Origin of the sequence: Rubritepida flocculans DSM 14296 (assembly GCF_000425365.1) — a bacterium.
GTDB classification, from domain to species: domain Bacteria; phylum Pseudomonadota; class Alphaproteobacteria; order Acetobacterales; family Acetobacteraceae; genus Roseococcus; species Roseococcus flocculans.
The window spans coordinates 436,286-456,129 of record NZ_AUDH01000001.1 but is presented as its reverse complement, the minus strand read 5'-3'; the positions used below and the strand labels follow the sequence as shown (position 1 = coordinate 456,129).

Here is a 19,844-nt window from a genome sequence, read left to right as displayed (position 1 = left end):
TCACCGCCGTCGATGGCAGGCCGCCGCGGATGACGGATCTCTCGCAGCTCGACCTCAACCTGCTGCGCGTGTTCGACGCGGTGGCGCGCGAGCGGCACGTCACCCGCGCGGCGCAGCGGCTGCACCTCTCGCAGCCGGCCGTCTCCAACGCGCTGGCGCGGCTGCGCGCCGCGCTGGGGGATGAGCTGTTCCTGCGCCGCCCCGGCGGGGTGGAGCCCACCGCCCTCGCCCACGCCCTGGCGCAGCCCGTGGCCGAGGCGCTGGACCGGCTGGGCGAGGCGCTCTCCGTCCGCGCGCCCTTCGATCCGGCCACGGCGCGGCGCGTCTTTCCCGTCGCCTTCTCGGAATACGCCGAGGCGGTGCTGGCGCCGCCCGTTCTGGCGCGGCTGGCGCGCGAGGCGCCGGGCTGCCTGCTCGCCATCCGCCATGCCGACCGCACCAACGCCGAATCCCTCCTGGACAGCGGCGAGGCGGTGCTGGCCGTGGCCGTGCTGGGCGAGCCGCCCGCCCTCTACACCCGGCTGCGCATGCTGCCCGAGGCCTTCCTGACCGTGATGCGCGCCGATCATCCGCTGGCCGAGGGCGTGCTCGACCTCGACCGCTTCCTCTCCGTGCCGCATCTGCTGCACTCGCCCAACGGCTCGCGCGACGGCGCGCTGGACCATGCGCTGGCGGCCGAGGGGCGGGCGCGGCGGCTGGGCGGGGTGGTGGCGCATCTCTCGGCCGTGCCGGAGATCCTGGGGCGGACGGATTTCGTCATCACCCTCTCGGCGCGACTGGCGCGGCGGCTCGCGGCGGCGCATGGCCTCGCGCTGCGCGAGCCGCCCGTGGCGGTGCGGCACACGCGGCTGTCGCTGGTGTTCCATCGCCGCTTCGAGGCCGATCCCGGCCATGCCTGGCTGCGCCGGCTGCTGCTCGCCGAGGCGCGGGCGGTGTAGGACGGGGCGAGGAGGAGGAAGATGCCCGAAACCCCCGAGGGGCTGCTCGCGCGGCTGGCCGCCGCCGGCATCGCGGCGCGCACGGAATGGCACGCGCCCGTCTTCACCGTGGCGGAATCCCAGGCGCTGCGCGGAAGCCTGCCCGGCGCGCACACCAAGAACCTGTTCCTGCGCGCGGCGAAGGGCGAGGGCTTCTTCCTCGCCGTTCTGGAGGAGTCGCGGCAGGTCGGCGTGAACGCGCTGGCCCGCGCCGCGGGCTGGCCGCGCGTGCGGATGGGCAGCGCCGAGGAGCTGCGCGCCGTGCTGGGCGTGGAGCCGGGCAGCGTCACCGCCTTCGGGCTGGTGAACGCGCCGCCGGGCGCGGTGCAGGTGGCGATGGACGCGGCGCTGGCCCGCGCCGAGGGCCTGGTCTGGTGCCATCCGCTGGTGAACCGCGCGAGCACCGGCCTCGCGCCGGCCGATCTGCTGCGGTTCCTGCGCGGGCTCGGGCACGAGGTGCGGCTGGTGGAGCTGGGCTGAAGGGGGCCTCACCGCCCCGCCAGGCGCTCCCCCCAGGGCGGGGTGCGGCCCAGCCGGTTCTCCATCACCACCAGGAAGGGGCGCGTCTCCGGCAGCAGCCGGCCCGCGGCGTCGGCCGGGAAGCGGGCCAGGGCCACCGCGTCGCGCACATTGCCGCCCACCGCCTCCACCACCCCCGGGCCGGTGGCCACCACCAGGTCGCAATGCATGGGGCGGAAGCGGCCGCGCTCGGCGGCGCGGTCGGCCCAGCGGGCGAGCGGGGCGGCGGAACGGTCGAAGCAGACGAGATCCCCCGGCGCGGGCGGGTGCGCGGCCGGGTCGCGCGGCAGGAAGGGGGCGCGGCCGGGATGCGCCGCGGCCAGCGCGTCCAGATGGTCGAGGTAGCGGGCATGGGCGGCGTCGGGCGCGAATTCCGGCGCGTCCACCCCCGCGGCGGCCATGAGCCAGGAGATGAAGGCGGCCGACCAGAAGGGCTCGGCCCAGAGCCCGCCTTCCGCTTCCTCGCCCGCCAGGGCGCGGGCGTAGAGGGCGCGGTTGCGCGGGATGGCGGCCTCGGCCTGGGCGGGTGGAACCGCGCGCCAATAGGCCAGCACGGCGGGGAAGGCCGACAGCTCGGATTCCCGGCGCGGCGGGGCGCCGGGCGTGCAGGGCGCGAGCGGCGGCCCGGGCAGGCCGGTGGTGACGCAGCCCCATTCCTGCCACTCGGCGAGGGCGAGGCGGATCAGCCGCTCCCGCGCGGCGGGCGGGTAGGAGAGCGGCGGCGGCGGCGGCGCGGCGCAGGCCGCGAGCAGGGCGAGGAGCAGGAGCAGGGCGAGGCGCGGCGCCGCGCCCCCCCGCCCCGGCCCGGCGCGGAGGGAAGACCGGCTCATCGGCGGATCAGGATGTAGTTCACGGTCAGGTCGATGGTCACGCCGTTCGGGTCGGCCGGCGGAGGGAAGGGGGGCAGCCGCGCGCCCTGGAAGGGAAAGCTGGTGGCGAAGTTCAGCGAGGGCGAGGTGGAGGGGCCGACGAGCTGCACCGAGCGCACCGTGCCGTCCGGCGCGGCCACCACGCGCACCCGCACCGTGCCGTCCTCGCCGAGCTGGATGGCGCGCTCGGGGTAGCGGATGTTCTGGTCGAGCCAGCGGCGGAAGGCGGCGCGCCAGTCCGCCCCCACCTGCGCGCCGGTGACGCGCACCGAGGGGTCGGCGCTCGGGCGGCCCTCCAGGAAGCGCGGGTCCACGCGGGTGTCGAGGCCGCGGCCCTGCGGGCGGCCGGCGGGGGGCGCGGCCCCGGCCTGGGGGCCGATCTGCACGCCCTCGGGCGCCCAGATCCCCGGGAGATCGGGCCGCTGCGGCGCGGGGCGCGGCTGCGGGCGCGGCGGGGGCTGGGGCGTGGGGCCGGGCGGCAGCGGCAGGGCGAAGCGCTCGGGCAGGCGCAGCGGCGTGGGCGGGGCCAGCAGCTCCTCGGCCGTGGGCAGATCGGGGAAGGCCTCGGCGATGGGCGGGGCCTCGGGGCGCGGCGGCAGGGGCGGCGGCGCGACGGGGCGCGGGGCCTCGGCCAGGGCCGGGGGCGGCGGCGGCGCGGGGCTGGGCGGGGCCTCGAGGGCCGGCGCCTGAGGGGGCGCGGCCTGGGCGGGCGGGGGCGGCGGCACGGGCGCCGCCTCGGCCAGCGGGGGGCTGGGCGGCGGAGGCGGGGCCGGCGGGGCGGCGGGGGGCGCGGCGGGCGGCAGGGCCAGCGGCGGCGCCGGGGGCGCGGGCGGGGCCTCGATGCCCTCCGGCGCATCGGCCTCGGGCCGCTCCGCGCCGCCGCCCTCAAACACGATGTCGAAGGAGGGCGGCGGCAGCGCCTCGGAGGGGCGGCTGCGCGGATGGAGCTCGAGCAGGAGGGGCAGCAGCAGCAGCGCGTGCAGCAGCAGCGAGGCCAGCACCCAGGGCCCCAGCGGCCGCCCCTGCGCCGGCCGGCCCCAGCGCAGCGGCGGCAGCAGGGCGCGGGGGCGCAACAGCCGCGGCTCGCGCCGGGGCGGCGCGGGGCGGCGGCGGCCGAAGCGCGGCAGCGGGCGCTCGGCCGGCCGGGGAAGGGGGGCGCGGGTCACGGCCATGCAGAGGCGGGGCATAGCCCGGCCGCGCCGCGTCGCGAAATGGGCCGGCGCGTCACGAAGCGTGTCGCGCCCCCCCCTTCGAGCCGGGGCGGCCCACCCCAGATGTGCGGGCATGGATGCGTCCCGCCGCGCGCTGCTCGCCGCCCCCGCCCTGCTCGCCGCCGCCCCCGCGGCCGCGCAGTCCGAGGTCATCGCCACCGGGCGCGGGCCGATGCGGCTCTCGGTCTTCGCCGCCGGGCTGGAGCGGCCCTGGGGCGGCGGCTTCCTGCCCGATGGGCGCTTCATCGTCAGCGAGCGGCCGGGGCGGGTGCGGCTGATCGCGCCCGATGGCCGCCTCTCCGCCCCGCTGGCCGGCGTGCCGGCGGTGGAGCCGGGCGGCCAGGGCGGGCTGCTCGACCTCCGCCCCGCGCCCGATGTCGCCCGCACGGGCGAAGTCTTCTTCGCCGCCTCCATGCTGGTGGAGGGCGGGGCGCTGACCCGGCTCTGGCGCGCGCGCCTGGCGGGCGAGCGGCTGGAGGGCGCGGCCCCGGTGCTCGACGCCACCCCCGCGCAGGCGCGCGGGCGGCTGCATTACGGCGGACGGATCGCCTTCAGCCCCGATGGCCGGCACCTCTTCCTCACCACCGGCGACCGCAACGAGCAGCGCGAGCGCGCCCAGCGCGGCGACGACCTGGCGGGCAAGATCATCCGCCTCACGCGCGAGGGGATGATCCCGGCCGACAACCCCTTCGTCGGCCGCCCCGGCTGGCGCGGCGAGATCTGGACGCTCGGCCACCGCAACCCGCAGGGCATCGCCTTCCACCCCGTCACCGGCAGCCTCCTCGCCGCCGAGTTCGGGCCGCGCGGCGGGGACGAGCTGAACCTGATCGAGCCCGGGCGCAACTACGGCTGGCCCCACGCGACGCATGGCCGCGAATACTGGGGCGGGAGCATCGCGGGCGGGCGCACCACCGGCCCCGGCCTGACCGACCCGCTGCGCGTCTGGACGCCCTCCATCAGCCCCTCGGGCATCGCCTTCGCCCCGCCCGAGGGCCCCTGGCGGGGCGATCTCTTCCTCGCCTGCCTCAACCCGCCCGGGCTGCTGCGGCTGGAAATGGCGGGGGACCGGCCGGGCGCGGAGGAGCGGCTGCTCTGGGGCCAGTCCCGGCTGCGGCAGGTGGTCTTCGCCCCCGACGGCGCGCTGCTGGCCCTGACCGACGAGACGCAGGGGCGCATCCTGCGCCTCGCGCCGGCATGACTCTCTTCCCTTTCCGCGCGAACCGCCCAATCTGCGCCCCATGAGCGACCTGCCCGCCGAGCCCGGCGCCGATTCCGCCCTCCTCGCCGCCTTCTGGCGCGTGCTCGCCGGCACGGGCTGGGAGGGGCTGACGCTGCGCGCCGTGGCCGCCGAGGCCGGCGTGCCGCTGGCCGAGCTGCGCCGCCGCTTCCCCGGCCCGCTGGCCTTCCTGCGCGCCCACCTCGCCGCGGTGGAGCAGGAGGTGATCGCCGGCACGGTGGAAGACAGCAGCTCCACCGCGCGGGACCGTCTGTTCGACGTGCTGATGCGCCGGCTGGACGCGATGCAGCCGCACCGCGCCGGCATCACCCGCCTGATGCGCGACCTGCCGCGCGACCCCGCCCTCGCCCTCTGGCTCGCCGCGCAGATGCCCGCCTCCATGGCCTGGATGCTGGAGGCGGCGGGGCTGGAGGCCGGCGGGCCCAGGGGTGCCGCGCGCGCGCATGGGCTCGCGCTCGTCTGGCTCGCCGCGCTGCGCGCCTGGGAGAAGGACGAGACGCAGGATCTCTCGCCCACCATGGCCGCGCTGGACCGCGCGCTGGACCGGGCCGACAAGGCCGCGCGCTCCCTCGGCCTGGGGCGGGAGGAGGCCCCCGCGCCCGACACGGCGTTGAAACAAGAAGAGATTTGACCGGACCTATTCCCCGCGCGTAGTTTGTGCGCCGCACAAAAGCGGGGGAATGACAGCATGGCCGGCTCGCCCTTCAACGCCGAGGAGATGATGAAGCTGTTCGGCAGCATGAAGCTGCCCAGCGCGGAGCAGCTCCAGGCGCTCGCCGACGCGCAGAAGCGCAACCTGGAGGCCATGGTGGCGGCCAACCGCCTCGCCATGGAGGGCGCCCAGGCGCTGGCGCGGCGCAACCTCGACATCCTCCAGCAGGCCATGGCCGAGCTGGCGCAGACCATGCAGAACCTCGCCTCGCTGGAGGGCAACCCGGCGCAGAAGGCGCAGCAGCAGGCCGAGGCGATGAAGGCCGCCTATGAGCGCGCCGTGGCCAACATGAAGGAGCTGGCGGACCTCATCCAGAAGTCCAACGGCGAGGCCATGGAAGTGCTGAACCGCCGCTTCTCCGAGGCGATGGAGGAGCTGCGCGGCCTGATGGGCCAGGGGCGCTGAGCCGCCCCGCCGCTCACGGGCGGCGGAGGTAGAGCGCCGCGCCCAGCAGCAGGGCCAGCGCGAAGCTGGCCAGCGCCGCCCCCACCCCGCCCGCGAGCGCGGCCAAGCCCGAGACGCCCTGCAGCACGGCCGCGCCGCCGAAGAAGTACATGTTCTGGGCCGAGAGGGCGCGCCCCGCCTCCTCCGGCCGCACCAGGGCGCGCAGCCGCGCGAAGCACAGCACCTGGAAGGAGATGGCGAGGCCGAAGCCCAGCATCAGCGCCGCATCCGCCGCGGGGCCCGTGCCGGCCGGCCCACCCGCCAGCAGCGCCAGGATGAAGCCCGCCGCCAGCACATGCCCCCCGGCCAGCAGCCAGGGCAGCCGCCCCAGCCGGGCCACCGCCAGCCCCGCCAGCGGCGGGCCCAGCACCAGCGCCAGGGTGGCGGCGAAGAGCACATGCCCCGCCTCGATGCGCGAGAGCCCCTTGACCTCCATCAGCCAGGGCCCGCCCCACAGGCCCCGCACCCCCAGCACCGCCCCGAAGCTCACGAAGGCGATGGCGAAGAGCCCGCGCAGTTGCGGCGCGCCCAGCAGCCGGATCACCGCGCGCGTGTCGGCCGCCAGGGTGCGCCCCGGCTCCCGCGCCGGCGGCGCGGCGGGCAGCGTCAGCGCCACCGCGGCGAAGGCGAGCCCCGCGAGGCCGAGGCAGGCCCAGAACCCCGCCCGCCAGCCCGCCGCCTCGACCAGAAAGGCCAGCGGGCTCGCGGAGAGCAGCATCCCCCCGTTGGCGATCGCCTGGATCAGCCCCGACCACAGGTTGAAGCGCCCCTGGTCGAGCACCCGCGCCGCATGGGTCATCGGCGCCATCAGCATCCCCGAGCAGCCGATGCCGAGCACGATCTGCGCCGCCAGCAGCGTGCCCGCCCCCGGCGCCAGCGCCGCCACCGCGCAGCCCACCGCCCCGATGCCGAGCAGCGTGAGCGCGACGGGCCGCACCCCGTAGCGATCCAGCGCCACGCCCACCGGGATCATCGCCAGCGCGAAGGCGGCGGGAAAGGCGCCGGTGATGGCGGCCAGCGTCTCGGCGGTGATGGCGAGATCCCGCGTCAGCAGATCCGTCGCCACGGCGGGCAGGGTGCGCACCGCGTTGGAGAACACATGCCCGAGCGCGAGCGCCAGCAGCGGCAGCAGGAAGCCCGCGGGCGCGGGCGGGCTCATGCCGGCGGCCGCTGGCTGACTTTGTCTCGGCACGCCGCCGCCCGTATCATGCCGGCGCGTCGGGAAGCAGCTTGCCCGGGTTCATGATGCCGTGCGGGTCGAGCGTCGCCTTCAGCGCGCGCATGACCGCGAGCGCCTCCGCGCCGTGCTCGGGCTCCAGGAACTCGCGCTTGCCGAGCCCCACGCCATGCTCGCCCGAGCAGGTGCCGCCGAGTGCGAGCGCACGCGCGACGATCCTGCGGTCCAGCTCCCAGGCGCGTTCCATCTGCGCCGCGTCGCCCTCGTCCACCAGGATGATGGTGTGGAAGTTGCCGTCGCCCACATGGCCGACGATGGGCGCCTCGAAGCCGCTGGCCGCGATGTCCGCCTTCGCGCCGAGCAGGGCTTCGGCGAGGCGCGAGATGGGCACGCACACGTCGGTCGTGATGCCCCGCTTGCCCGGCCGCCAGGCGATGCCGGCCCAGTAGGCGTCGTGCCGCGCCTGCCAGAGGCGGTTGCGCGCCTCGGCCTCGCGCGCCCACTCGAAACCGCTGCCGCCATGCTCGGCGGCGATGGCCTGCACCGCCTCCGCCTGCTCGGCCACCGCGGCCGCGCTGCCGTGGAACTCGAGGAACAGGGTGGGCACGGCGCGCAGGTGATCGAGCTTGGAGTAGGCGATGCAGGCTTCCATCTGCGCCTCGTCCAGCAGCTCGATCCGCGCGACGGGAATGCCCGCCTGCATGGTGGCGATGACGCTGTTCACCGCCCCCTCCAGCGTCTCGAAGGCGCAGATGGCGGAGACCATGGCCTCGGGGATGCCCGCGAGGCGCAGGCGGATCTTCGTGACGACGCCGAGCGTGCCCTCGCTGCCGACGAACAGCCGCGTCAGGTCGTAGCCGTGCGCCGCCTTGCGCGTGCGCCCGCCGGTGGTGATCACGCGGCCATCGGCCAGCACCACCTCCAGGCCCAGCACGTTCTCGCGCATGGTGCCGTAGCGCACGGCGTTGGTGCCGCTGGCGCGGGTGGCGCACATGCCGCCCAGCGTGCAGTGGCTGCCCGGGTCCACGGGGAAGAACAGCCCCTGATCCCGCAGATGGGCGTTGAGCTGCTGGCGCGTCACGCCCGGCTCCACCAGGCAGTCCATGTCCTCCGCGCTCACCTCGAGGATGGCGGTCATGCGCGAGAGGTCGAGCGAGATCCCCGCCCGCACCGGGTTCACATGGCCCTCGAGCGAGGTGCCCGCGCCGAAGGGCGTCACCGGCACGCGATGGGCGTGGCACAGGGCGAGAAGGCGGCTCACCTCCTCCGTCGTCTCCACGAAGGCCACGGCGTCGGGCAGGGTGGGGCGCGTCGTGTCCTCGCCGCGGCTGTGCTGCTGGCGGATCGCGTCGTTCAGCGTGATCCGCTCGCCCAGGAAGCCGCGCGCGGCGGCGATCACCTGGTCCACGGGGCGGGGGGGGATGGGGTTCATGGCGGCCGTTCCTTCCGCCGCTGGCCTAGCATGCGCGGCAGGGCGGGGCGAGGCGGCGGCGATGCCCGCGATCCGCACGGCCGATTGGCGCGGCGGGCGGCGGGGGCGCAGGATGGCGGCGCCAGAGAGGAGCATCGCCATGGCCCGTCGAATCGTCGCGCTCTGCGCCCTCGCGCTGGGGCTCGGGCTTTTCGCGCCGCCCGCCGCCGCGCCGGCCGGGGCGCAGCAGCAGACGCGCATCTGCGTCGCCAGCCAGGCGGGCTACATCGTGCGCAGCCGCCTCACCTACACGGACTGGCAGGGCACGCGCCACACCACGGCCTGGACGACGCTCGCGCTCGGCCAGCGGCAATGCAACCTGCTGCAGGACATCGGCAGCCTGCGCATCGAGGTGGAGGCGCAGCAGATCGTCACCTGGACCCCGCATTGCTCCTTCAGCTACGTGGGCGAGCAGGCGCGGCGCACGCGCACCCTCTTCGTGGTGGGCACGGTGCTCAGCGGGGGCTGCCAGGTGGAGGCCTAGGGCGGATCGCCCCTTTTCGTTGCGCCGGCCGGGTGCGGTTCGTTAGCCTTCGCGCAACGACAGGAAGCGGAGGAAACCATGCACGCCCTCGGCCGCCGCGCGGCGCTCGCGGCACCCGCCCTGCTGCTCGCCGCCACGGCGCGGGCGCAGGGCCAGCCCATCACGCTGGTGGTGAACTTCGTCGCCGGCGGGCCCTCGGACCTGATGGCGCGGCTGCTGGCGCCCGAACTCTCCGCCGCGCTCGGCACCCAGGTGGTGGTGAAGAACACGATCGGCGCGGCCGGCACCATCGGCGCGGCGGAGGTGGCGCGCGCCCGGCCCGATGGGCAGACGCTGCTGCTCTCGCCCATCGGGGCCATCGCCATCCAGCCCAATTTCCGCAATGACCTGCCCTACAGGCCGACGGACCTGCAGCCCATCTGCCAGATCGCGGACACGCCGGTGGTGGTGATGGCCGCACCCGGCGGCCCGCGGACCATGGCCGAGGTCGCCTCCCGCGCGCGGGAGGCCCGCGGGGCCTTCAACTTCGCCAGCACCGGCCCCGGCTCCATGCCGCACATCGCCACCGTGGCCATGGCGCGCGCGATGGGCGTGGAGATGACGCACATCCCCTTCCGCGGGAACGCCGAGGCGGTGGTGGCGCTGATGCGCGGCGATGTGAGCCTCTTCGCCGACCAGCCGGGCACGCTGCGCGCGAACAACCTGCACGCGTTGGCGATTCTGAGCGAGCGCCGCACGCCAGAGTTCCCCGACACGCCCACGCTGCGCGAGCTGGGGCACGATATCGTCTATGGCATCTGGTCGGGGCTGTTCGCGCCCGCCGGCACGCCGGCCGAGTTCCTCGCCCGCGTGGACGCGGCCTGCGCGCGCGCGCTGCGCCAGCCCGGCGTGATCGAGGGGTTCCAGCGCCTCGCCACGCCCATCGTCTATCGCAACAGCCGCGACTTCACCGCCTTCCGCGACGCGGAGCTGGCGAAGTTCGCGGGCGTGATGCGCGCAGCCGGCATCCGGCCGGGGGATTGATACGGGCGGCGCGAAGGCCGCCCCGGTCAGCGCAGCCCCGCGCAGAACTCCTGGATGCGGCGCATCGCCTCGCGCAGCTCCTCCATCGAGGTGGCGTAGCTGATGCGGATGTAGGGCGACATGCCATAGGCCGCGCCCTGCACCACGCCCACATGCGCCTCCTCGAGCAGCGCGAGCGCGAAGTCGGAATCGCTTTCGATGCGCGCGCCGCCGCGCGTGGTCTTTCCCAGGCAGGCGGCGATGTTGGGGAAGACGTAGAAGGCCCCCTCGGGCTTGTGGCAGGCGATGCCCGGCGCCTTGTTCAGCTCCTCCACCACGAAGTCCCGCCGAGCGCGGTATTCGGCCGCGCGCGCGCGCACCAGATCCTGCGGGCCGTCGAGCGCGGCGGCCGCCGCCGCCTGGCCCACGGTGGAGACGCCGCTGGTCGCCTGGCCCTGCATGTTGAACATCGCCTTGATCAGATCGCGCGGGCCGCCGCAGAAGCCGATGCGCCAGCCCGTCATCGCGTAGGTCTTGGAGACGCCGTTCACCGTCAGCGTGCGGTCGCGCAGCCGGGGCTCTACCTGCGCGATGGTGCAGAACTCGAAGCCGTCATAGACGAGGTGCTCGTACATGTCGTCCGTCATCACCCACACATGGGGGTGGCGCAGCAGCACCTCGGCGATGGCCTGCATCTCGGCGCGCGAGCAGGCGGCCCCCGTGGGGTTGTTGGGGAAGTTCAGCAGCACCCATTTGGTGCGCGGGGTGATCGCGGCCGCGAGATCCTCCGGGCGCAGCTTGAAGCCGTTGTTCTGCGGGCAGGAGACGGTGACGGGCACGCCGCCCGCCACCTTCGCCATGTCGGCGTAGCTGATCCAGTAGGGCGCGGGGATCACCACCTCGTCGCCGGGGTCGAGCGTCGCCATGAAGGCGTTGAAGATGGCCTGCTTGCCCCCGTTGGTGACGAGGATCTCGTCCTCGGCGTAGTCGAGCCCGTTGTCGCGCAGGAACTTGCGGCGGATGGCGGCCTTGAGCGCCGGCGTGCCGCCCTGGGGAGGATACTTGGTGTCGCCCGCGAGCGCGGCCCGGTGCGCGGCCTCGATGGCGTGCGGCGGGGTGGGGAAGTCCGGCTCGCCGGCAGCGAGGCTGATGACGCGGATGCCCTTCGCCGCCAGCTCCCTCGCCTTCATGCCCATGACGACGGAGGCGGAGACCTTCACTTCGGCGAGGCGGCTGGCGAGGGCGGGCATGGGCGTTCCTGCAAAGACGGGAAAAAGGGTGTGAACCATAGGCCCCGCCCCCCGCAGTCGCCAGACCGTCACGGTTGCGCTATGCGCCGCTGCGCCATGCGTCATTTCCTGGATTTCGAGAAGCCGATCGCCGAGCTGGAGGGCAAGCTCGAGGAGCTGCGCCGCACCAACGAGGCGGGCGGGCTCGAGCTCGGCGAGGAGATCGAGCGGCTGCGCGACAAGGCCGAGAAGCTGCTCGCCGCGACCTACGCGAAGCTCACCCCCTGGCAGAAGGCCCAGGTGGCCCGCCACCCCGAGCGGCCGAAATGCCTCGACTACGTGGCGGGGCTGATCGAGGAATGGACGCCCTTGGCCGGAGACCGCGCCTTCGCCGACGACGCGGCGGTGATCGGGGGGCTGGGCCGCTTCCGCGGCCGGCCCGTGGCGGTGCTGGGCACCGAGAAGGGGCGCGACACCGACACCCGCGTGAAGCACAATTTCGGCATGGCCAAGCCCGAGGGCTACCGCAAGGCGCGGCGCATCATGGAGCTGGCCGGGCGCTTCGAGCTGCCCATCCTCTCCTTCGTGGACACCTCGGGCGCCTTCCCGGGGATCGAGGCCGAGGCGCGCGGCCAGGCCGAGGCCATCGCGCGCTCCATCGAGGCGGGGCTGGCCGCCCCGGTGCCCTTCGTCGCCACCATCATCGGCGAGGGCGGCTCGGGCGGGGCCATCGCGCTCGCCACCGCCGACCGGGTGCTGATGCTGGAGCACGCGATCTATTCCGTGATCAGCCCCGAGGGCTGCGCCTCCATCCTCTGGCGCGATGCCTCCCTCGCCCCCCAGGCCGCCGAGGCCCTGCGCCTGACGGCGGAGGATCTCAAGCGCCTCGCGCTCATCGACCAGGTGGTGGCCGAGCCGCTCGGCGGCGCCCATCGCGACCCCGAGGCCACGGTGCAGGCGGTGGGCGAGGCGGTGGCGGCGGCGCTGGAGGCGCTCACCCGCCTGGACGGCGCGACGCTCAAGGCGCAGCGGCGCGAGAAGTTCCTGGAGATGGGCCGGCAGGCGGTGGCCTGATCTACACCCCCCGCAGCAGGAACAGCACCCCCGGCACTTCCGCGCCCTTCTCGCGGCGCAGCGCCGCCGCCTCGCGCCGCGCGACCGAGAAGCCCGCCGCCTCGGCCAGCCGGGCCGCGTGGTCGGGGTTGTGGCGGAAGCGCAGCCCCTCGCCCAGCGCCACCTCGGCCTCGCCCGCCTCCAGGCTGAACAGGGCCTCGCCGCCCGGGCGAAGCGCGGCGCGCAGCGCGGCGAAGGCGGGCGCGAGGTCGCCCAGGTAGTTCAGCACATCGGCCGCGGCGATCAGCTCGTAGCCGGCGCGGCGGCGCGGCAGGAAATCGAGCAGATCCGCCTCGTGCAGCGCGTCATAAACACCGCGGGCGCGCGCCGCCTCCAGCATGCGCGGCGAGAGGTCGAGCCCCTCGAGCCGCGCCGCGAAGGGGCGCAGCGCCTCGCCCGAGAGCCCCGTGCCGCAGCCGAGATCCAGCACCTTCGCCCGCCGCCCGGGCGCGAGCATCCCCGCCAGCAGCGCGGGCGTGCGGTAGGCCAGCGCGCCCGAAAGCTCCGCATCGAAGCGGGGGGCGAAGGCGTCGAACAGCTCGCGCACATAGGCGGCCGGGGCGCGGGCGGGCAGCGGCGCGGCCCCGAGCCCGGCGAGCAGGAAGCGCGCCTGTTCGGCCAGCGGGCCCTTCACGCGCTCGGCGGCGGCGCGCGCCTCCTTCACCGCCCCGGCCTCGCGCGCGGCATGGGCGAGGGCGAGCCAGACCTCCGGCGCCTCGGGCGCGAGCCCGGCGGCGGCGCGCAGCGGGGCCAGCGCGGCCTCGGCCTGGCCGCCCGCCGTCAGCGCCTGGCCGAGGTTGCGCAGGCTCGTCACGTCCTGCGGGTTCTGCGCGAGGGCGGCGCGCAGCGCCTCCACCGCCTCGGCCAGCCGCCCGGCCGCGGCCAGCGCCGCGCCGCGGTTGGCGAGGTAGAGGGGCTGCTCCGGCGCGGCGGCCAGGGCGCGGGCGGAATGGTCGAGCGCCGCCGCCACCTCGCCCTTCTGCAGCGCGATGACGCCGAGCAGGTTCTCCGCATCCGGGTGGCGGGGAGCAAGGCGCAGGGCGCGGCGGTAGAGGCTCTCCGCCTCGGCGATCCGCCCCTCGCGGTGGCGCGCCACGCCGCGGCGCAGCAGCTCTTCGGCCGTGATGGTCATGACAGGAAGCTATGCGCGCGCATCGGCCTTGCAAACCCGATGTAAATGACCAAGAAGCCATAACAGCATCGTCATCCGGAGGAGACAGCCCATGTTCCGCCCCACCCGGCGCGCCCTGCCGGCCCTTGCCGCCGGCCTCGCCGCCCCCTTCGCCGCCCCGGGCCTCGCCTCCGCGCAGGCCTATCCCTCGCGCACCATCACCATCATCGTCCCCTTCGCGGCCGGCGGCCCGACGGACACGGTGGCGCGCCTCGTCGCCGACGCCATGGGGCGCGACCTCGGCGCGACCGTGGTGGTCGAGAACGTGGGCGGCGCGGGCGGCACGCTCGGCGCGCAGCGCACCGCCCAGGCCCGGCCGGACGGCTACACGCTGCTCGTGCACCACATCGGCATGAGCACCATCCCCACGCTCTACCGCCGCCTCGCCTATGATCCGATCAACGGCTTCGAGACCATCGGCCTCATCACCGAGGTGCCGATGACCATCGTGGCCAAGCGCGGGATCCAGGCGAACAACCTGCAGGAGCTGATCGCGCTGGTCCGTCGCGAGGGGGAGCGCATCAACCTCGCCAACGCCGGCATCGGCGCGGCCTCGCACCTCTGCGGGCTGCTGTTCCAGTCGGCGCTGAACGTGCGCCTGACCACCGTCCCCTATCGCGGCACCGGCCCCGCCATGAACGACCTGGTCGCCGGCACGGTGGACCTCATGTGCGACCAGACCACCAACACCACCGAGCAGATCCGCGCCGGCACCATCCGCGCCTTCGCGGTGACGACGAACAGCCGCGTCGCCGCCCTGCCCGACCTGCCGACGGCGCGCGAGGCTGGCCTGCCCAATTTCGAGGTGAGCGTGTGGCACGGGCTCTACGCCCCGCGCGGCACCCCGGCCGAGATCGTGAACCGCCTCTCGCGCGCCCTGCAGGTCGCGCTGCGCGACCCGGCGCTGGTGCGCCGCTTCGCCGATCTCGGCACCGCGCCGGTGGAGCAGGACAAGGCCACCCCCGCCGCGCACCGCCGCTTCTGGGAGGCGGATGTGGCGCGCTGGCGGCCGATCATCCAGGCGGCCGGCCAGTTCGCGGACTGATCTTGCGCGTTCCGGCGCGGGGCGGCCTCCCCGCCTCGCGCCGCTTCTGCTAGCCAGCCCGGGATGCGCTGGCGCCGGCTGATCCTTCCAAGCTTCCTCGCCCTGCCCGTGCTGGCGCTGCTGCTCGGGCTCGGCACCTGGCAGGTGCAGCGCCTGCACTGGAAAACGGCCCTGCTGGCCGAGCTCGCCGCCGCCCAGGCCGCGCCGCCCGTGCCGGCGGGCCCCGCGCCCGCCCCCTTCGCGCACATCACCGCCACCGGCCGCTTCCGCCCGGGCGCGGAGGCCTTCCTCGGCCTCGAGGTGCGCGGCAGCACCCTCGGCGGCGCGCTGATCGCGGTGCTGGAGCGCGAGGGCGCGCCGCCCCTGCTGGTCGAGCGCGGCTGGGCCCCCTTCGAGGGCGGCGCCATCGAGCGGCCGGAGGGGCAGGTCACCGTCTCCGGCTACGCGCGCCCGGCGGAGCGGCGCGGCCTCCTCGCCCCGGCCGATGACTTGGCGCGCGCCCGCTTCCTCACCTTCGACCCGCGCGCCATCGCCGCGTGGCTGGGCGCGCCCGAGGCGCCGGCCTATGCGCTCGTGGTGGTGCAGCCCGGCCCCCCGCGCGCCGAGGGCGGCTTCGGCCAGGCCCCCGCCCCCGCGCGCGGCCCGCTGCCCGATCCGCAGCGCGGTTTTCCGCAGCCGCGCAACCCGCATCTCGGCTATGCGCTGACATGGTACGGGCTGGCGCTGGCCTGGATCGCCGTCTTCGCGCTCTGGGCGCGCCGCCGCTGGAGGGACGCATGAACGCCGCCTATCGCCGCCTCGCCGAGCGCGCCGCGCGCATCGCCGCCCTGGGCGAGGCCGAGGCCGTGCTGCACTGGGACGCGGCGACCATGATGCCCCGCGGCGGCGCGGCGGCGCGCGGCGAGCAGCTCGCCACCCTCGCCGGGCTGGCGCACGAGCTGATGACCGCGCCCGAGGTGGCGAACGACCTCGCCGAAGCCGCGGCGGAGGATCCCTGGCAGGCCGCGAATCTCGCGCTGATCCGCCGCGCGCATCGGCGCGCCACCGCCCTGCCCACCGCGCTGGTGGAGGCGACGGCGCGCGCCAATTCGGCCTGCGAGAAGCTCTGGCGCGAGGCGAAGGCGGCCTCCGACTTCGCGCGGGTGCGCCCCGCCCTGGCCGAGGTGGTGAAGCTCCAGCGCGAGACGGCCCAGGCCCTCGCCGCCGCCACCGGCCTCTCGCCCTATGACGCGCTGATGGAGGGCTACCAGCCCGGCGTGACGGCCGCCGAGGTGGAGCCCGTCTTCGCCGCCTATGAGGCCTGGCTGCGCGAGGCCCTGCCGCGCGCGGAGGAAGCCGAGGCGCGCAAGCCCGCGCCGCTCCCCCTGCCCGGCCCCTTCCCGGTGGCGGCGCAGCGCGCGCTCTGCCGCGCCCTCTCGCTGCGGCTCGGGCTGGAGGAAGATCATTCGCGCCTCGACGAAAGCCTGCACCCCTTCTGCGGCGGCACGCCGGCCGATGTGCGCATCACCACCTTCTACGACGAGGCGAATGTCGCGAAGGCGCTGCTCGGCGTGCTGCACGAGACGGGCCACGCCCTCTACGAGCGCGGCCTGCCCGCCGCCTTCGCCCGCCAGCCGGTGGGCGGCAACGCCGGCATGGCGGTGCACGAATCGCAGAGCCTCATCATCGAGATGCAGGCCTGCCGCAGCGACGCCTTCCTCGCCTTCCTCGGCCCGCTGCTGCACGCCCATTTCGGCGGCGAGGCCGCGCCCTATGCGCCCGCCAACCTCGCGCGGCTGTGGCGGCGGGTGGAGCGCGGCTTCATCCGCGTGGACGCGGACGAGATGACCTATCCCGCCCATGTCATCCTGCGCTTCCGGCTGGAGCGCGCGATGATCGCGGGCGGGCTCGAGGTGGCCGAACTGCCCGGCGCCTGGGCCGAGGGGCTCGAGGCGCTGCTCGGCATCCGCCCGCCCGACGACGCGCGCGGCTGCCTGCAGGACATCCACTGGCATGACGGGCTGTTCGGCTATTTCCCCTCCTACACGCTGGGGGCCATGGCGGCGGCGCAGCTCATGAAGGCGGCGCGCGCGGCCGAGCCGGGGCTCGACGCGGCGCTGGCGGAGGGCGATTTCGCGCCGCTGCTCGGCTTCCTGCGCGCGCGCGTGCACGGGCAGGGCGCGCGGCTCGGCTTCCAGGCGCTGCTGCAGGCGGCGACGGGCAAGCCGCTCGACCCCGCGGACTTCATGGAGCATCTGGCGGGGCGCTACCTCCATGCCGCATGAGACGGCGCTGATCGCCACCATCGCGCTGGGGCTGACCTTCGCGCTGCTGCTGGGCCTGCTGGCGCGCGCCATCCGGCTGCCCACCATCGTGGGCTACCTCTTCGCCGGCATGGCGATCGGCCCCCATACGCCCGGTTTCGTGGGCGACATGGCCGCCGCCGGGCAGCTCGCCGAGATCGGCGTGATCCTGCTGATGTTCGGCGTGGGACTGCACTTCTCGCCGCGCGAGCTGGCCGATGCGCGGGGCGTGGCGCTGCCGGGCGCCATCCTGCAGATGTCCTGCGCCACGCTGCTGGGCTGGGGGCTGGCGAAGCTGCTGGGCTGGAGCGACGCGGCGGGCCTCGTCTTCGGCTTCTCGCTCTCGGTCGCCTCCACGGTGGTGCTGCTGCGCGCGCTGACCGAGCGCGGCGAGCTCGCCTCCGTGCACGGCCACATCGCCGTGGGCTGGCTGGTGGTGGAGGACATGGCGATGGTGCTCGCCCTCGTCCTCGTGCCCATCCTCGCCGCGGTGACGCAGGAGCGCGCGCCGGTCGGCCTGCTGGCGGGGCTGGGCGGGGCGCAGGGCGTGGCGCTGACCGTGCTGCTCACCTTCGCCAAGGTGGCGGCCTTCGTGGCGCTGATGCTGGTCGCGGGGGCGCGCTTCCTGCCCTGGGCGCTCTCCTGGGTGGGGCGGCTGCGCTCGCGCGAGCTGTTCTCGCTCGCCGCGCTCGTCTCGGCGCTGGGCATCGCCTACCTCGCCTATGTGCTGTTCGGCGTCTCCTTCGCGCTGGGCGCCTTCCTGGCGGGGCTGGTGCTGGGGCAGTCCACGCTCAGCCTCAAGGCGGCCGAGCAGACCCTGCCGCTGCGCGACGCCTTCGCGGTGCTGTTCTTCGTGGCGGTGGGGATGCTGTTCGACCCCACCATCCTCTGGCGCGAGCCGCTGGCGCTCGCCGCCACCGTCTTCGTCGTGCTGATCGGCAAGACGGGCGCGGCCTATCTCATCGCGCGGCTGCGCGGGCTGGACCGGCGGCAGTCGCTCATCATCGCCGCCTCGCTGGCGCAGGTGGGGGAGTTCAGCTTCATCCTCGCCGGGCTCGCCGTCGCCGAGGGCGTGCTGCCCGAGGCGGGGCGCGACCTCATCCTCGCCGCCGCCATCATCACCATCGCGCTCAACCCCTTCACCTTCCGCCTCGCCGACGCGCTGGCGCGGAAACTCGCCGCGCCCAATCCCGCCATCGCCGAATAGGAGCCTGCATGTCCGCCACGCGCTTCCGCAACGCCCCCGCCATCCGCGCCCCCCGCGGGCGCGAGATCACCTGCCGCGCCTGGACCACCGAGGCGGCGATGCGGATGCTGATGAACAACCTCGACGACGAGGTGGCCGAACGCCCGGGCGAGCTGGTGGTCTATGGCGGCATCGGCCGCGCCGCGCGCGACTGGGACAGCTACGAGCGCATCGTCGCCACGCTCAAGCGCCTCGAGGAGGACCAGACCCTCTGCGTGCAGTCGGGCAAGCCGGTGGGCGTGTTCCGCACCCACCCCGACGCGCCGCGCGTGCTGATCGCCAACTCCAACCTGGTGCCGCAATGGGCGAGCTGGGAGCACTTCAACGCGCTCGATCGCGCGGGGCTGATGATGTACGGCCAGATGACGGCGGGCTCCTGGATCTACATCGGCAGCCAGGGCATCGTGCAGGGCACCTACGAGACCTTCGCCGAGGCCGGGCGGCAGCATTTCGGCGGCGATCTCTCGGGGCGCTGGATCCTCACGGCGGGGCTCGGCGGCATGGGCGGCGCGCAGCCGCTGGCGGGCGTCTTCGCCGGCGCCTGCGTGCTCGCGGTGGAGTGCCAGCCCTCGCGCATCGAGAAGCGGCTGGAGACGCGCTACCTCGACCACCGCGCCGACGACCTCGACACCGCGCTCGCCATGATCCGCGCGGCCTGCGCCGAGAAGCGGGCCATCAGCGTCGGCCTGCTCGGCAACGCCGCCGAGATCTTCCCCGAACTCGTGCGCCGCGGCGTGGTGCCCGACATCGTGACCGACCAGACCAGCGCCCATGACCCGGCGAACGGCTATCTGCCCGCGGGCTGGACGCTCGCGGAGTGGGAGGCGAAGCGCGAGAGCGACCCCGCCGCCGTCGCCGCCGCCGCGAAGCGCAGCATGGTGGCGCATGTGCAGGCCATGCTCGACTTCCAGAAGATGGGCGCGGCCGTGCTCGACTACGGCAACAACATCCGCCAGATGGCGAAGGACGAAGGGCTCGCGCACGCCTTCGACTTCCCGGGCTTCGTGCCGGCCTATATCCGCCCGCTCTTCTGCCGCGGCATCGGGCCCTTCCGCTGGGCCGCACTCTCCGGCGACCCCGAGGACATCGCGAAGACCGATGCGAAGGTGCGCGAGCTGATGCCGCACGATGCGCACCTGCACCGTTGGCTGGACATGGCGCAGCGGCGCATCGCCTTCCAGGGCCTGCCCGCGCGCATCTGCTGGGTGGGGCTGGGGGATCGCGACCGCATCGGCCTCGCCTTCAACGAAATGGTGGCGCGGGGCGAGATCGGGCCCATCGTGATCGGGCGCGACCACCTCGACTCCGGCAGCGTGGCGAGCCCGAACCGCGAGACGGAGGCGATGCGCGACGGCTCCGACGCCGTCTCCGACTGGCCGCTGCTCAACGCGCTGCTCAACACCGCGAGCGGCGCGACCTGGGTGAGCCTGCACCATGGCGGCGGCGTGGGCATGGGCTATTCGCAGCACGCCGGCATGGTGGTGGTGGCCGACGGCACGCCCGAGGCGGCGCGGCGGCTCGCGCGCGTGCTGTGGAACGACCCCGCGACGGGCGTGATGCGCCACGCCGATGCGGGCTACGAGATCGCGCTGGCCTGCGCGCGGGAGAAGGGGCTGGATCTGCCGGGGATATTGAAGTGATACGGGCGGAGGCCC

19 protein-coding genes are annotated in these 19,844 nt (G+C 75.1%); 13 read left to right on the top strand and 6 right to left on the bottom strand.

All coding sequences use genetic code 11. From position 1 onward, the window contains the following. The first annotated feature begins 29 nt into the window (after positions 1-29). Both H596_RS0102265 and H596_RS0102260 read left to right on the top strand, forming a co-directional pair. The gene (locus H596_RS0102265) at positions 30-938 is read left to right on the top strand and encodes a LysR family transcriptional regulator (protein ID WP_027283518.1); all 909 of its coding nucleotides are present in this window, start codon (positions 30-32) and stop codon (positions 936-938) included. A 21-nt stretch (positions 939-959) separates the two neighbouring features. After that, a complete protein-coding gene (locus H596_RS0102260) occupies positions 960-1,457 on the top strand; it encodes a prolyl-tRNA synthetase associated domain-containing protein (protein ID WP_027283517.1) in 498 nt (165 codons plus the stop codon). Between the two features lie 8 nt (positions 1,458-1,465). Here H596_RS0102260 and H596_RS23235 read toward each other — a convergent pair whose 3' ends face one another. Both H596_RS23235 and H596_RS24825 read right to left on the bottom strand, forming a co-directional pair. Further along, positions 1,466-2,326 carry a DUF2272 domain-containing protein gene (locus H596_RS23235; protein ID WP_084602510.1) on the bottom strand — a complete coding sequence of 287 codons (861 nt, stop codon included), beginning with the start codon at positions 2,324-2,326 and terminating at the stop codon, positions 1,466-1,468. Beyond that, entirely contained in the window at positions 2,323-3,537 is a 1,215-nt protein-coding gene (locus H596_RS24825) for a TonB family protein (protein ID WP_027283516.1), read from the bottom strand. The genes H596_RS23235 and H596_RS24825 overlap by 4 nt, the downstream gene beginning before the upstream one ends. Before the next feature lie 112 nt (positions 3,538-3,649). Here H596_RS24825 and H596_RS0102245 point away from each other — a divergent pair, with 112 nt between their 5' ends. From H596_RS0102245 to H596_RS0102235, 3 genes are read left to right on the top strand one after another with little or no spacing between them, the layout of a single operon-like run. Continuing rightward, a complete protein-coding gene (locus H596_RS0102245; RefSeq protein ID WP_027283515.1) occupies positions 3,650-4,774 on the top strand; it encodes a PQQ-dependent sugar dehydrogenase in 1,125 nt (374 codons plus the stop codon). 40 nt (positions 4,775-4,814) lie between these two features. Further along, on the top strand, positions 4,815-5,444 hold the full coding sequence (locus H596_RS0102240) for a hypothetical protein (protein ID WP_027283514.1): 630 nt from the start codon (positions 4,815-4,817) through the stop codon (positions 5,442-5,444). 57 nt (positions 5,445-5,501) lie between these two features. Beyond that, a complete protein-coding gene (locus H596_RS0102235; RefSeq protein WP_027283513.1) occupies positions 5,502-5,930 on the top strand; it encodes a phasin family protein in 429 nt (142 codons plus the stop codon). A gap of 13 nt (positions 5,931-5,943) precedes the next feature. On the opposite strand, the gene H596_RS0102230 is transcribed toward H596_RS0102235, so the two are convergent. Beyond that, positions 5,944-7,128 carry an MFS transporter gene (locus tag H596_RS0102230; RefSeq protein WP_027283512.1) on the bottom strand — a complete coding sequence of 395 codons (1,185 nt, stop codon included), beginning with the start codon at positions 7,126-7,128 and terminating at the stop codon, positions 5,944-5,946. Positions 7,129-7,174: 46 nt separating this feature from the next. Beyond that, positions 7,175-8,578 (bottom strand): FAD-binding oxidoreductase, encoded by a 1,404-nt coding sequence (locus tag H596_RS0102225; RefSeq protein ID WP_051212250.1) that lies wholly within the window; start codon positions 8,576-8,578, stop codon positions 7,175-7,177. A 139-nt stretch (positions 8,579-8,717) separates the two neighbouring features. Between H596_RS0102225 and H596_RS0102220 the strand changes: the two genes are divergently transcribed. Then, complete coding sequence (locus H596_RS0102220; protein ID WP_037299564.1) at positions 8,718-9,101, top strand: hypothetical protein; 384 nt, start codon at positions 8,718-8,720, stop codon at positions 9,099-9,101. A 78-nt stretch (positions 9,102-9,179) separates the two neighbouring features. Beyond that, positions 9,180-10,124 carry a Bug family tripartite tricarboxylate transporter substrate binding protein gene (locus H596_RS19670; protein ID WP_051212249.1) on the top strand — a complete coding sequence of 315 codons (945 nt, stop codon included), beginning with the start codon at positions 9,180-9,182 and terminating at the stop codon, positions 10,122-10,124. 26 nt (positions 10,125-10,150) lie between these two features. On the opposite strand, the gene H596_RS0102210 is transcribed toward H596_RS19670, so the two are convergent. Beyond that, positions 10,151-11,353, bottom strand: a complete 1,203-nt coding sequence (locus H596_RS0102210) for a pyridoxal phosphate-dependent aminotransferase (protein ID WP_027283509.1) — start codon at positions 11,351-11,353, stop codon at positions 10,151-10,153. Between the two features lie 96 nt (positions 11,354-11,449). On the opposite strand from H596_RS0102210, the gene H596_RS0102205 reads away from it, so the two are divergent. Continuing rightward, positions 11,450-12,406 carry an acetyl-CoA carboxylase carboxyltransferase subunit alpha gene (locus H596_RS0102205; RefSeq protein ID WP_027283508.1) on the top strand — a complete coding sequence of 319 codons (957 nt, stop codon included), beginning with the start codon at positions 11,450-11,452 and terminating at the stop codon, positions 12,404-12,406. Between the two features lies 1 nt (position 12,407). Here H596_RS0102205 and H596_RS0102200 read toward each other — a convergent pair whose 3' ends face one another. After that, positions 12,408-13,577 carry a tetratricopeptide repeat protein gene (locus H596_RS0102200; protein WP_156909997.1) on the bottom strand — a complete coding sequence of 390 codons (1,170 nt, stop codon included), beginning with the start codon at positions 13,575-13,577 and terminating at the stop codon, positions 12,408-12,410. 91 nt (positions 13,578-13,668) lie between these two features. Here H596_RS0102200 and H596_RS0102195 point away from each other — a divergent pair, with 91 nt between their 5' ends. The 5 genes from H596_RS0102195 to hutU all read left to right on the top strand — a co-directional run bounded on the left by H596_RS0102195 (position 13,669) and on the right by hutU (position 19,829). After that, positions 13,669-14,661 (top strand): tripartite tricarboxylate transporter substrate binding protein BugD, encoded by a 993-nt coding sequence (locus H596_RS0102195; RefSeq protein WP_027283506.1) that lies wholly within the window; start codon positions 13,669-13,671, stop codon positions 14,659-14,661. 63 nt (positions 14,662-14,724) lie between these two features. Next, positions 14,725-15,441 (top strand): SURF1 family protein, encoded by a 717-nt coding sequence (locus H596_RS0102190; protein ID WP_027283505.1) that lies wholly within the window; start codon positions 14,725-14,727, stop codon positions 15,439-15,441. Then, the gene (locus H596_RS0102185; RefSeq protein WP_027283504.1) at positions 15,438-16,925 is read left to right on the top strand and encodes a carboxypeptidase M32; all 1,488 of its coding nucleotides are present in this window, start codon (positions 15,438-15,440) and stop codon (positions 16,923-16,925) included. The genes H596_RS0102190 and H596_RS0102185 overlap by 4 nt, the downstream gene beginning before the upstream one ends. Beyond that, complete coding sequence (locus H596_RS19665; protein ID WP_051212248.1) at positions 16,915-18,150, top strand: cation:proton antiporter domain-containing protein; 1,236 nt, start codon at positions 16,915-16,917, stop codon at positions 18,148-18,150. Before H596_RS0102185 ends, H596_RS19665 begins: the two co-directional genes overlap by 11 nt. Before the next feature lie 8 nt (positions 18,151-18,158). Further along, entirely contained in the window at positions 18,159-19,829 is a 1,671-nt protein-coding gene (gene hutU / locus H596_RS0102175) for a urocanate hydratase (protein ID WP_027283503.1), read from the top strand. Positions 19,830-19,844: the final 15 nt, after the last annotated feature.